11 protein-coding genes are annotated in these 12,460 nt (G+C 71.4%); 9 read left to right on the plus strand and 2 right to left on the minus strand.

The window, feature by feature from the left end; genetic code table 11:
- Positions 1-110: 110 nt before the first annotated feature.
- From ABT297_RS12560 to ABT297_RS12590, 7 genes are read left to right on the plus strand one after another with little or no spacing between them, the layout of a single operon-like run.
- A complete protein-coding gene (locus tag ABT297_RS12560) occupies positions 111-1,718 on the plus strand; it encodes an ABC transporter substrate-binding protein (protein WP_350548119.1) in 1,608 nt (535 codons plus the stop codon).
- Entirely contained in the window at positions 1,715-2,647 is a 933-nt protein-coding gene (locus ABT297_RS12565; RefSeq protein WP_350548121.1) for an ABC transporter permease, read from the plus strand. The genes ABT297_RS12560 and ABT297_RS12565 overlap by 4 nt, the downstream gene beginning before the upstream one ends.
- The gene (locus tag ABT297_RS12570) at positions 2,644-3,477 is read left to right on the plus strand and encodes an ABC transporter permease (protein WP_350548123.1); all 834 of its coding nucleotides are present in this window, start codon (positions 2,644-2,646) and stop codon (positions 3,475-3,477) included. Before ABT297_RS12565 ends, ABT297_RS12570 begins: the two co-directional genes overlap by 4 nt.
- A complete protein-coding gene (locus tag ABT297_RS12575) occupies positions 3,474-5,468 on the plus strand; it encodes a dipeptide ABC transporter ATP-binding protein (protein WP_350548125.1) in 1,995 nt (664 codons plus the stop codon). Before ABT297_RS12570 ends, ABT297_RS12575 begins: the two co-directional genes overlap by 4 nt.
- Positions 5,465-6,403 (plus strand): dihydrodipicolinate synthase family protein, encoded by a 939-nt coding sequence (locus tag ABT297_RS12580; RefSeq protein WP_350548127.1) that lies wholly within the window; start codon positions 5,465-5,467, stop codon positions 6,401-6,403. The genes ABT297_RS12575 and ABT297_RS12580 overlap by 4 nt, the downstream gene beginning before the upstream one ends.
- 8 nt (positions 6,404-6,411) lie before the next feature.
- Complete coding sequence (locus tag ABT297_RS12585; protein WP_350548129.1) at positions 6,412-7,335, plus strand: succinylglutamate desuccinylase/aspartoacylase family protein; 924 nt, start codon at positions 6,412-6,414, stop codon at positions 7,333-7,335.
- Positions 7,332-8,078, plus strand: a complete 747-nt coding sequence (locus ABT297_RS12590) for an SDR family NAD(P)-dependent oxidoreductase (RefSeq protein WP_350548131.1) — start codon at positions 7,332-7,334, stop codon at positions 8,076-8,078. The genes ABT297_RS12585 and ABT297_RS12590 overlap by 4 nt, the downstream gene beginning before the upstream one ends.
- 117 nt (positions 8,079-8,195) lie before the next feature.
- Here ABT297_RS12590 and ABT297_RS12595 read toward each other — a convergent pair whose 3' ends face one another.
- Positions 8,196-8,594, minus strand: coding sequence for a RidA family protein (locus ABT297_RS12595; RefSeq protein WP_350548133.1), 399 nt, complete (start codon positions 8,592-8,594; stop codon positions 8,196-8,198).
- A gap of 113 nt (positions 8,595-8,707) precedes the next feature.
- Between ABT297_RS12595 and ABT297_RS12600 the strand changes: the two genes are divergently transcribed.
- Complete coding sequence (locus ABT297_RS12600; protein WP_350548135.1) at positions 8,708-9,658, plus strand: NAD(P)-dependent oxidoreductase; 951 nt, start codon at positions 8,708-8,710, stop codon at positions 9,656-9,658.
- On the plus strand, positions 9,655-10,713 hold the full coding sequence (locus ABT297_RS12605; RefSeq protein ID WP_350548137.1) for a Gfo/Idh/MocA family protein: 1,059 nt from the start codon (positions 9,655-9,657) through the stop codon (positions 10,711-10,713). Before ABT297_RS12600 ends, ABT297_RS12605 begins: the two co-directional genes overlap by 4 nt.
- A gap of 90 nt (positions 10,714-10,803) precedes the next feature.
- Here the strand turns inward: ABT297_RS12605 and ABT297_RS12610 are convergent, their stop codons facing one another.
- Positions 10,804-12,249: a glycosyl hydrolase family 18 protein gene (locus tag ABT297_RS12610; protein ID WP_350548139.1), complete on the minus strand. Its 1,446-nt coding sequence runs from the start codon at positions 12,247-12,249 to the stop codon at positions 10,804-10,806.
- Positions 12,250-12,460 lie beyond the last annotated feature (211 nt).

The raw sequence follows: 12,460 nt of genomic DNA on the forward strand, positions 1-12,460 counted from the left end.
TTTCAGCTGTTGACACGCTCTTGGGGCCGTGCTCATACTCAGGCACCGCGTCGACCAGATCGCGTGCCCGCCTTCAGGACGGGCGACGTCTCAAGTGGGGATAGGTCCGCATGCCTTCGTACCGAACCCGCATCGCCACCCGGCTTCTGGCCGGGGCCGGCGTGCTGATGATGATCGCTACGGCCGCGGCCTGCGGCTCCGGTTCCTCTTCCACTCCCAGCGCCGACCAGACCCTCCGCATCGCCGAGGCTGTCGAGCAGCCCACGCTCGACCCGGCGAAGAACATCCAGTACCTCAGCGACGAGATGGCCGCCATCTACGACACCCTCGTCGTCGTCAAGTCCGACGGCACGATCGGGCCCAGCCTGGCCGAGTCGTGGACGATCGAGGGTGCCTCCATCACGTTCAAGCTGCGCTCGGGCGTGAAGTTCCACGACGGCACGCCGTTCGACGCCGAGGCGGTCAAGTACGCGCTCGACCGGGTGGTGGACCCGGCGACCAAGGCCACCAACTCCAAGAGCGTGCTCGGGCCGTACGACAAGAGCGAGGTCGTCGACCCGCAGACGGTCAAGGTGACCTGGAAGAGCCCGGTCGGCGCGGCGTTGATCAATCTGGCCAACGCCGACCTGAGCATTCCGTCGCCGACCGCGACCAAGGCCGGCACGCTGGAGCAGAAGCCGGTCGGCACCGGCCCGTACAAGTTCGTCAACTACGTCAAGGGCGACCGGCTCGAGGTCGAGCGCAACCCCGACTACACGACGATCCGGCCGGATCTGACCAACAAGGGCGCCCCGAAGTACGCAAAGATCGTGTTCCAGTACGTCACCAACGTGAGCACCCGGGCGAACCTGGTCTCCACCGGCGGCGTGGAGGTCGCCCAGCTGACCGGGCCGGACGCCAAGCGCCTCGCGTCGGCACCGAACCTCAAGAACGCCAAGTTCCCGGGCGTGAGTGAGACCGCGCTGTGGATCAACGCCAAGAAGGTGCCCGACGTCAACGTGCGCAAGGCGATCTCGGCCGCCATCGACCGCGACGCGCTGATCCAGGCCATCGCCAGTGGCTACGCCGAGACGAACTACAGCGTGCTGCCCACGATCGTGCCGGGCTACGACAAGAGCGCCGGCGGCGCGGTGGCGAAGTACGGCAAGGACGACGCGAAGAAGTACCTCGAGTCGGCCGGCTACACCGCCGGCGCCGACGGAGTCATGACCAAGGGCGGCCAGCCGCTGGCGCTCAACATCCTGTCCTCGGCCGAGGACCCGTGGCCGGCGATCGACCAGCTCGTCCAGGACCAGTTGGCCCAGGTGGGCATCAAGGCCAGCATCAAGACCGAGGAGTTCGCCACGGTCACGCAGACCCGTCGCAAGGGTGACCAGGACATCTACATCGGACGGTACGGCATCCTCGACCCGGCCGGTTCGATGAACATCCTGTTCGCCTGCGCCAACGTCCCGTCCGCCACCGTGCCGCTCGGCACCAACCTCACCTTCAACTGCAACCAGGGGGTGGACTCGGCGCTCGCCGCCGCGATCACCGAGAGCGACGACGCCAAACGGGCCGGCCTGCTGTCGACCGCGCAGAAGCTGATGGCCGAGGACCACACCGCCCTGGTGCTCTACCAGCCGCAGAGCGTGGTGTTCTCGGCGAAGTCCGTGTCCGGCATCGGCATGCAGCCCGACGGCATCCTCAAGATCAACGATCTGGCGCCGTCGGCGTGAGCTTCGTCCGGTTCGTCGCGCGGCGGGTACTGGTGACCGTACCCGCCGCGCTGGCGGTTCTCGTCATCACCTTCGCGATGATCCGACTGGTGCCGGGCGACCCGGTGTCGGTCATCGCGGGCACCAACCTCGACCCGCAGGTGGCCGCCGACCTGCGCCAGCAGCTCGGCCTCAACGACCCGCTGCCGGTGCAGTTCCTGGACTACCTCGGCAGCGTCCTGCGGGGAGACCTCGGCACGTCGTTCCTGACCCGCCAGCCGGTCACCCAGATCATCGCCGAGCGGCTGCCGTACACGCTGATGCTGACCGCGGCCGGGGTGTTCGCCGGCCTGCTGCTGTCGGTGCCGATCGGCATCGCCAGTGCCCTGCGCGACGCCCGCAAACGGCGCACCGGGGTCAGCTTCACCGCCGTCACCACGCTGTTCGTGGCCACACCGGACTTTCTGCTCGGCACCATCCTGGTCTCGGTGCTGGCCGTCTACGTCAAGATCTTCCCGGTCGCCGGGGCCCAGTCGTGGGACTCGATCGTGCTGCCGGCACTGGCACTGGGCATCCCGCTCGCCGGCATCCAGGCCCGGGTGATCCGCACCAGCGTGCTAGACGTGGCGAACCGGCCGTTCGTGCGCACGCTGCGGGCGGTGGGCGTGCCCGAGCGCCGGCTGCTGGGCCGCAATGTCCTGCCCAACGCCTCCATCCCGGTGATCACCCTGCTGTCCGTCGAGTTCGGACGGTTGCTGGCCGGCGCGCTCATCGTGGAGAACATCTTCGCCTGGCCGGGGCTGGGCACGGTCATCTTCGACTCGATCGGCCGGCGGGACCTGCCCGCCGTGCAGGGCGAGATCCTGGTGGTAGCGCTGCTGATCCTCGGCATCAACCTGGTCATCGACGTCGTCTACCGGATCATCGACCCGAGAATCGGGCTGACATGAGCAGGCGTTTCCTCACGCAGCCGCTGACCCTCGCCGGCCTGGTCCTGTTGCTGCTGGTCGCCGTCATCACCATCGCCGGTCCGCTGGTCTACGACGTCTCGCCGACCCGGACCAACCCGATGGACGCCTACGCCGCGCCGTCGGGCCACTATCCACTGGGGACCGACCAGCTGGGCCGGGACATTCTGGCCCGGCTGCTGCACGCCGGGCTGCTGTCCATCCCGGCCGGCCTGCTCGCGGTCGGCATCGGCGCGATCGTGGGCAGCCTCATCGGCATCGCCTCCGGGTTCGTCGGCGGCATCGTCGATACTGTGGTGATGCGCGCGGTCGACGTGCTGCTGTCGTTCCCGACCCTGCTGACCGCGATCGTGGTGGTGGCCATCCTCGGCCCCAGCGTCTCCAGCGCCGTCATCGCCGTGTCCATCGCCGCGCTGCCCTCCTACGCCCGGGTGATGCGGGGATCGGTTCTGCCGCTGCGAACCGCGGCCTTCATCCAGGCCGCCCGGGTCAGCAACACACCGCTGCACCGGCTGTTGCGCGTACACGTGCTGCCCAACGTCGCCGACGTGCTGATCGTGCTGCTGGTCATCGGCATGGGCAACGGCATCGTGGTGCTCTCCGCGCTGAGCTTCCTGGGCATCGGCGTCCAGCCGCCGCAGGCCGACTGGGGCGTCATGCTCACCGAGGGGGTGCGGGCCATCTTCAGCGCGCCGGTGGCCGCCCTGGCACCGGCGGTGATGCTGATGGCGACCGTACTGGGCATCAACTTCCTCGGTGAGGGGCTCGGCGCGGCGCTGCGCGTCGACACGGCCCGAAGGAGGCCCCGGTGACCCTGCTGTCCGTGCGTGACCTGACCATCCGCTACGGGGACGTCGCCGCGGTCGCCAACGTGTCGTTCGACGTCGCCCCGGGCGAGCGGGTCGGCATCGTGGGCGAGTCCGGTTCCGGCAAGACCACGCTGGCGCTGGCCCTGATGCGGCTGTTGCCGGCCTGGGCCAGGCAGGAGTCGGGCCAGATCCTGCTCGACGGCACCGACGTGTCCCAGCTGCCGGAGAGCCGGCTGCGGCCGCTGCGGGGCTCCCGCGCCGGCATGGTGTTCCAGGATCCGCTCACCTCGTTCGATCCCCTGCGTACCCTGGGCGACCACCTCAGCGAGGGACTGCGGGCCCACGGCGAACGCACCCGCGCCGGCCGGCGGGACCGGGCGATCCAGGCCCTGCGGTCGGTGGGCATGCCCGCCCCGGCGAGCCAGCTGGGCCGGCGCCCGCACGAGCTCTCCGGCGGGCTGCGCCAGCGCGGCCTGATCGCGCTCGGCCTGTCCAACCAGCCGCGGCTGCTCATCGCCGACGAGCCCACCACGGCGCTGGACGTCACCATCCAGGCCCAGATCATGGACCTGTTCGCGACCATCGGCGAACCCGGGCCGCGCCAGGATCTGGGCCTGGTCACCGTTTCGCACAACCTGGGCCTGATCCGCCAGCTGTGCACCCGGGTGATCGTCATGTACGCCGGGCGGATCGTCGAGGACAGCCCGGCCGAGGAGTTCTTCGCCACGCCCCGCCACCCCTACGCCATCGCGTTGGGTGACGCCACGCCCCGGATCTCGGCCGGCCGGGGCGAGGTGCGCAGCATCCCCGGCCACGCCGTGGACCTGGCCGACCCGCCCCCGGGCTGCCCGTACGAACCGCGCTGCACGTTGCGAACCGACGTCTGCCGCACCGCCGTCCCGCCGCTGCTGTCCATCGGGGACGGCCGCCGAGTGGCCTGCGTGAACCTCGACGAGGTGGTCCCGGCCCGGCCCGACGCCCCGCCGCCCACGGCCGACCAGCCGGTCGCGTCGGTGCCGGTGTCCCAGGAGCCGCTGGTACGCGCGAGCGGCCTCACCAAGACGTACCGGGTGCAGCGCCGAGCGTTGCGGGCGCTGGCGGGCGTGGACCTGGAGATCGGGGCCGGGGAGACGGTGGCCCTGGTCGGGGAGTCGGGTTCGGGCAAGTCGACCCTGGCCAACGTGGTGCTGGGCCTGGTCGCCCCGACGTCCGGCACGGTGACCGTCCTGGGTGACGATCCGGCCGACCGCCGCAGCCAGGTCCGCAGGCGCCAGCGCATGCAGGCCGTCTTCCAGGACCCGCACGGTTCCTTGAACCCCCGGCTGACCGTGACCGATCTGGTGGCCGAGCCGCTGACCAACCTCGGCATTGGCCGGCGGCAACGGCGGGCCCGGGTCACCGAACTGCTCGCCGAGGTCGGGCTGGGCGAGCAGATGACCGGCCGCTACCCGCACGAGCTCTCCGGCGGTCAGGCGCAGCGGGTCGCCATCGCCCGGGCCCTGGCCGCGGACCCCGAGCTGATCGTGCTCGACGAGCCGACCGCCTCGCTGGACGTGTCCATCCAGACCCACGTCATCTCGCTGCTGCGGGACCTGCAGCGCCAGCACGGGCTGGCGTACCTGTTCGTCTCACACGACCTGGTCGCCGTGCGCGAGCTGGCGACCCGGATCGCGGTGATGTACCTGGGCCGGCTGGTCGAGCTGGCGGGATGGGAACAGTTCTTCGCGCGGCCCCTGCACCCGTACTCCGTGGCGCTGCTGTCGGCGCTGCCCCGGGTCGACCGGGCACCCGGGCGGTCGGATCGGATCGTGCTGGCCGGAGAGCCACCGTCACCCCTGCACGTGCCGCCCGGCTGCCCGTTCCAGCCCCGGTGCCCCGTGGCCCAGGACGTCTGCTCCACGGTGGACCCGCCGCTGACCACTGTGGACGGGCGCTCCTACGCCTGCCATTTCCCCGGTTCGCTCGCACCGCCGTCCTCGAAAGGAACCTCATGAGTGCCCTGGTAGCCCCGCCCGTCGCGGGGGCCGTCCCTCCGATGGTCACCCCGATGCTCCCGTCCGGCGTGCCAGACCTGGACTCGCTCGACCGGCTCATCGACCACCTCGTCGGGGGCGGCGCGACCGGCCTGCTCGCCCTCGGCTCGTGCGGGGAGAACGGGGCGCTCGCCCGCGACGAACGGTTCACCGTGGCCGAGCGGGCCGTGGCCCGGGTCGGCGGCCGTGCCCATCTGATGGTGGGCGTGCCCGCACTCGGCACCCGCGACGCCGTGGCCGACGCCGCCCGCTACGCCGAGCTGGGCGTGGACGCGGTGCTGTTGCTGGCCCCGTTCACGTTCCCGTTGTCCCAGGCCGAGCTGGCGGCGCACTTCCGCGCGGTCAAGGAGGCGGTCGGCGAGACCGCGGTCCTGGCCTACAACATCCCGAGCCGCAACAACGTGGTGCTCGAGGTGGAGCTGCTGCGGGACCTGGCCGCCGACGGCGTGATCGCCGGGGTCAAGGACTCGTCCGGCAACGTCGAGGGGCAGCGCCAGATCGCCGAGCAGACCGCCGACCTGCCAGGCTTCCGGCGGTACACCGGCAGCGAGATGGCCATCGACGGGCTGTTGCTCGGCGGATTCCACGGTGCCGTGCCGGGTCTGGCCAACGCGTTCCTTCCCTGGCACGTGGAGCTCGCCGCCCGGGCGGCGGCCGGGGACTGGAAGGGCGCCGCCGAGCTGCAGAGCGACATCGTCTGGGCGTTCCGGCTGTACCAGCATCCGATGCCGGGTGGCAGCTTCAGCGCCTCGGTGGTGGGTTCGCTGAAAGAAGCGCTGGTGCAGCAGGGCGTCATCGCGCACTCGACCACCGCGTTTCCGTTCGTGCAGGTGGACGAGGGCATGCGGGCCCATGTCCGCGCGGTGCTCGCCGAAGCCGCGGACCGCCGGCCATGATCGACGGTATGACCGCTCCGGTCGCCGTGACCTCGCGCCTCCTCGACGTGCGGGAGGGCACCGCGGTGGTGGTCACCGAGCTGACCGGTGCGGCCGATGGGCCGACCGTGGTGGTGCTGGGCGGTGTGCACGGCGACGAGCTCGAGGGCATCCTCGCCGTCCGGCGGCTGGTCAACGAGCTGCGGCTGGCCGCGGGACGGGTCCTGGCGGTGGCGGTGGCCAACCCACCGGCCCACGCGGCGGCGTCGCGGACCGGTCCGGTCGATGGCGGCAACCTGGCTCGCGCCTTCCCGGGCCGCGCCGACGGCAGCGTCACCGAACGGATCGCCGACGCGTTGACCCGGCACGTGATCGTCGGCGCGGACCTGCTCATCGACCTGCACTCGGCCGGAGAGAACTACGCGATGCCGTTCTTCGCCGGCTTCTGCGAGCCGTCCGGGTCGGCCGCCGCCTACGCGTTCGGTGCCCCGCTGGTGTGGGAGCACGACCGGGTCAACCCGGGCCGGAGCCTGACCGCGGCGGCCGAACACGGTGTCGCCGCCATCTACGTCGAGGGCAGCGGCGGCGCGGCCCTGCGCCGGTCCGAAGTGGACGGCTACACCCACGGCGTGATCCGGGTTCTCGGCCACCTCGGCATGGTGACCGACCCGCCCGCGCCGGCGAGGGTCCTCCGGGTGGTGCGGGGCGGTGACGGCGACGTCGACTCGTCGGTATCGGCCGAGGTGGCCGGCTGGTGCGTGACCGCCGTCGACGCCGGGGACGTGGTCGACGCCGGCGCTCTCGTGGCCGAGGTGGTGGACACCACCGGCCGGGTGGTCCAGCCGGTCCGCGCGCCGAAGGCCGGCACCGTGATGATGCTGCGCCGCCGGGCCGTCGTCGAACCCGGGACCGGCATCGTCATGTTCGGTCCGGTACCGCGGGAGCTGTCGTGACCGTCGCGCTCGTGACCGGCGGCGGCACCGGCATCGGTGCCGCCATCTCGGCCCGGCTCGCCGACGACGGCTGCCGGGTGATGGTCGGGCAACGCACCGAGGCCACCGCCGCGGCCGCCCGGGAGCGGCTGGCCCGGCCGGGCCGAGACCTCGAGGTGGAGGTGGCCGACCTGGCCGACCCGGCCGCGTGCACCCGGTTGATCGCCCGGTGCGTGGACCGGTTCGGCGGCATCGACATCCTGGTCAACAACGCCGCCGTGACCGGCCCCGGCGCCGTGTCGCCGCTGCTGGACTGCGACGACGACTGGCTGGACCGGATCATCGGGGTCAACCTGACCGCGGCGTTGCGCTGCGCCCGGGAGGCGGCCCGCCACATGATCGCCGCCGGCAACGGCGGGATCATCGTCAACATCGGCTCGGTCGCCGCCTACGCCGCGCAGCAGCACGCCACCGCCTACACCGCGACCAAGGCCGGGATGCTGGGGCTCACCCGCGGGCTGGCCTTCGAGCTAGCACCGCACAACATCCGGTCCGTCCACATCGCACCCGGAGACATCGCCCTCGACGAAGGCGCCGGCGGTCCGGCACCGCTGCCGACCCGGTGGTACGAACGCACGACGCCGCTGGGCCGGCGCGGTCACCCCGACGACGTCGCCTCGATGGTGGCCTACCTGGTCTCGCCGGAGGCCGGCTTCGTCACCGGGGCCAGCATCCTGGTCGACGGAGGCTGGCTGTCCTACTGAGGCACGTCGCGGGAGTGGTCGCGCTCCGGGCCCGTGCCGGCCCCGAGCCGACCGAACCGGCCGCGCGGTGAGCTCGCGGCGGGCCCGGCCGGTGATGGGGTCGGCCGGTGCTGGCGGTCAGGCGGTGGCGGGCAGCTCGACCACGGCATCGATCTCGATGAGGAATCCGGGTAGCGGCACCGGGATCGTGGTGCGGGCCGGGTACGGCGCCGACAGCACGTCGGCCATGACGGCGTTCCATTCGGCGAAATGGTCCAGGCTGTGCAGGTAGGCCCCGATCCGGACCACGCCGGACAGGTCCCCGCCCGCGGCACGGACGATCCGCTCGACGTTGGCGAACGCGGCCCGGGCCTGGCCGGCGAAGTCGTCGCCGACCAGGGTGCCGTCGGCGTCGAACGGCCCCTGCCCGGAGACGAACAGGAGGTTACCCACCCGCATTCCGGGCGAGTACGGTCCGGCCGGCGGAGCCGCGTCGGGGGCGACGACGGCCTGTCGGGTCAGTTCGGGCTCTGTCACGTGCTTCTCCTCTGGTCCGGCGGTGCGGTGTTCCTGCGCGCTTGACATCGGGCTGGAGCGGCTGATTCTATCAAGCAGAATAGGCGGTTCAGCAGATGAAACCGGAGGGGCCCGTGAGTGAGCCGGTGGTGGTTGTCTACGACCCGATCACGACGATCCGGTGGAACTACGACGTGGAGCGGGAGACGCTGGCCGAGCACGGGGTGACGCTGCTGCTGCCGCCGACCCTCGACGAGGCTCGCGCGGTGCTGCCCCGGGCCGACGTCGTGGTCGCCTCCGGCAAGCTGCCCACCGCGGAGCTGGATCTGATGACCCGGTGCGTCGCCGTCGTGTGCTACAGCGTCGGCATGGACGGGGTGGACGCGACCCGCGCCGCGCAGCTCGGCATCGAGGTGACCAACGTGCCCGACTACTGCACCGAAGAGGTGTCAGACCAGGCGATCGCCCTGTTCCTGGCCCTGCAGCGAGCCTTGGTGCCCACCGCGGCCGCGGCGGCGACGGGGCAGTGGCAGGTGCGGGACTGGGACGAGTTCTACCGGATGCGCCGGGTCCGGGGACAGACCATGGGCGTGGTCGGGCTGGGCCGCATCGGCAGGCGGGTCGCCGAGAAGGCTCAAGGACTCGGCATGACGGCGATCGCCCACGACCCCTACCCGACAGACGCGCCGATTCCGTTCCTGCCGCTGCCGGAGTTGCTGGAACGCAGCGACGCGGTGGTGCTTTGTGCCGCCCTGACCCCCGAGTCGCGACACCTCATCGATGCCGCGGCGATCGCCCGGATGCGTGACGACGCCGTCCTGGTGAACGTGGCCCGGGGCGGGCTGGTCGACGAGGCCGCGCTCGCCGAGGCGCTGCACGCCGGGCGGTTGCGCGGCGCGGCGCTGGACGTACGCGAGGTCGAGCCGACCCCGCCCGACTCCGATCCGTTGCTGGGCATGCGCAACGTGGTGCTGACCCAGCACGTGGGCGCCACGTCGGTGGAGGCGTTCGCCGACATGCACGTGCTCGCCGCGGCGCGGATCCTGGACCTGCTGCGCCGCCACGGCCGGCTGGCCGCGCGATGACCGGCGTCGGCGCGTTCGGCGTCGGGGTGCTCGGCTCGGGCTTCATGGGCCGCACCTGGTCGGAGGTGGCCGCGCGGCACACCCCGGGCACCCGGCTGGTCGGGGTCGCCGGCGGCCGGCGTGCCGCGGCGCTCGCGGCGGACTACGGCGTGACGTCGTACGGCTCGCTCGGGGAGCTGGCCGCGGACCCGGCGATCGACCTGGTCATCGTGACCACACCCCCGGCCGGGCATCACGACCAGACCGTGACGCTGGCCCGGGCAGGCAAGCACGTCCTGGTGGAGAAGCCGATGGCGCAGTCGGTGGCCGAGTGCGCCGGGATGGTGGACGCCTGCGAGGAGGCCGGGGTGTCGCTCGCCGTCGTGTCCCAGCACCGGTTCCGCGCCGCACCGGTCGCGGCGAAGAGGCTGGTCGACGAGGGCGCGATCGGACGAGTCTGCATGGTCCGGGCGATCGGGCCGGAGATCGGTTTCTGGGACACCAGCGTGACCCAGGACGAGTGGAAGCTCGACCCCGCTCAACAGACCACCTACGCCTCCTGGGGCGCCCACGCCTGCGACCTGGTGCGGTGGTTCGTCAGGGACGAGCCCGACCTCGCGTTCGCGCTGTTCCACCAGTACGGCCCGGTCGGACCACCGCTGCGTAGTGCCATGGCGACCTACCGGTTCCGCGGCGGCGCCATGGCGCAGGTCTGGATGAGCTACGACATACCGGCGCCGGGCCTGGGCTCCGGACTGCAACTGCAGATCGTGGGTACCGACGGCATGGTCGAGCTGGACGCGTACGGCCAGGTGCGGCTCGGCCGAGGCGAGGGCTGGGAGGTGGTGTTCGCTCAGCCGCCGTTCGATCCGCTCGACCCCACCAGTGCGCCGCGCCTGTCCGCGTATGCCGCTGAGCTGAGCGATCTGGTGGGCGCGGCGGCACAGCGACGCCCGCCGCTCGTGGACGGCCGGCAGGGCCTTGCCACCACGGCCATGCTCGAGGCGGCCGAACGCTCGGCCCGGGACGCGGTGGCGGTGCCCATCAGCCTGGCCCCGGTCTCTGGAACTGGCTGACCAGCGTCCAGATCGGAAGCCCGTCGCGGCGGTCGTCGAACGCGACGCGGCGGCCGCCCTGGTGGGACGGCCGCCGCTGGGAGCGTTTCGTTACGGGAGGGTCCAGCGCTGGTTGGCGCCGGCGAAGCAGTCCCAGATCTGCAGACGTGCGCCGTCGGCCGAGCTGTTGTCGGTGACGTCCAGGCACTTGTTCGACGTCGGGTTACGCAGCGTGTTGTTGGCGGTGTTGTACTGCCAGACCTGCGCGCCGCTGCCGTTGCAGTCCCAGAGCTGGATCTTCGTGCCGTTCGCCGTGCCGGCGGACGTGATGTCCATGCACTTGCCCAGGGCGCGCAGCGTGCTGTCCGACGCCACCGTCCAGTTCTGTGCGTTGGTGCCGTTGCAGGTGTACAGCTGGACCGCCGCCCCGTTCGCCGTCGACGCTCCGGCCACGTCGATGCACTTGCCACCCAGGCCCGTGATGCGGCCCGTGCGGCCGGTCGGCGGCTGACCGGTCGGCGGCTGCGAGGTCGGCGGCTGCGTGCCGCCCGTCGCCGTGGTGTAGATCGCGTTCACCAGCGAGTTGGCGCCGGCGGCGTCCTGGGACATCTCCCAGTACATGATGCCGCCCGCGTTCGCCATGGCCCACTGGGTCTTGCGGCGCACCGTCGGCAGACCGTTGTAGCACTCGTTGGAGCCGTTGATCGTGACGCAGTCCCGGTTGGCGTTGGCCGGGTCGCGGGCGACCAGGTCGGCATACGTGAGGTAGCCGGGACGTGAGTAGAAGGGCACGCCGATGACGGCCTTGCTCGCCGGCAGGCCGCGACCCTTCCAGAAGTTGACCGCGTTGACGGACCAGTCGTAGTTCGAGTGCGGGCTGCCGCCGTCGTAGGTCATGATGTTGAGCCAGTCGACGTAGCCGAAGACGGCCGGCTGGACGCCGTTGGCGGTGCCGCCCTCGGAGACCACGGCGGCGGTGAGCAGCTTGCCCCGGCTGTGCATCGCGGTGCTCAGCTGGGACATCAGCGCCGTGTAGTTGTTACCGGAGGCACCCGGGTCCGGGTACTCCCAGTCGATGTCGACGCCGTCGAGGTTGTACTGGTTGACGAAGTTGACAACGTTGTTGACGAACGCCGTCCGTGCGGTGGCGTTAGCGGCCAGGCTCTCGAACGCGGAGTCGTTGCCGTCGTTCCAGCCGCCGATCGAGATCGACACCTTGACGCCCTGGGCGTGGCCCTGCGACACGATCGACTGCAGCTTCGAGGGGTTGTCAAGCCCCTGCAGGCTGCCGTTGCTGTTGGGCAGGATGAACGCGTAGTTGATGTGGGTCAGCTTGCTGTACTGGATGGAGTTGGCGTTGCCGGCCCACGACGGCATGTAGCCGATGCTCTTGAAGCCGTTGGGCAGTACGGCCGCGTTGGCGGTGGGCTGGACGGCCAGGGCGACGGCCACGCCGGCGGCGGCCGTCACTGCCGCGACGGCCGCGGCCGTGAAGGCCGACCGGCGCGCCCGGTGACGTCCGGTTCCGGCGGAACCGGACTCCGACTGGGGGGACATGATGCTCCTTCGGGTGGTTCGACCGGTGCGGCGGGCAGGGTGGGCGGGCCCGTGGTCGACGACGCCACGTCCGGCGGGTCGTCCTGTGCGCCGGTGCGATGACAGGTGCTGCGACGATAGGAAAGTTAACTATTAGTTGTCAATGGACCGCGATCTGCGGCCGCGGCTTAATTTAAGTCCCGTATTGACTGGGCGCCAGCCCCGCAATAGC

Source organism: Dactylosporangium sp. NPDC000555, from assembly GCF_040300025.1.
Lineage (GTDB): Bacteria > Actinomycetota > Actinomycetes > Mycobacteriales > Micromonosporaceae > Dactylosporangium.

What these genes read in the sequence shown, in the direction of transcription:
- ABT297_RS12580 (WP_350548127.1), top strand. Translation starts at nt 5,465, where the DNA reads ATGAGTGCCCTGGTAGCCCCGCCCGTCGCGGGGGCCGTCCCTCCGATG.
- ABT297_RS12560 (WP_350548119.1), top strand. Translation starts at nt 111, where the DNA reads ATGCCTTCGTACCGAACCCGCATCGCCACCCGGCTTCTGGCCGGGGCC.
- ABT297_RS12610 (WP_350548139.1), bottom strand. Translation starts at nt 12,249, where the DNA reads ATGTCCCCCCAGTCGGAGTCCGGTTCCGCCGGAACCGGACGTCACCGG.
- ABT297_RS12585 (WP_350548129.1), top strand. Translation starts at nt 6,412, where the DNA reads ATGACCGCTCCGGTCGCCGTGACCTCGCGCCTCCTCGACGTGCGGGAG.
- ABT297_RS12570 (WP_350548123.1), top strand. Translation starts at nt 2,644, where the DNA reads ATGAGCAGGCGTTTCCTCACGCAGCCGCTGACCCTCGCCGGCCTGGTC.
- ABT297_RS12605 (WP_350548137.1), top strand. Translation starts at nt 9,655, where the DNA reads ATGACCGGCGTCGGCGCGTTCGGCGTCGGGGTGCTCGGCTCGGGCTTC.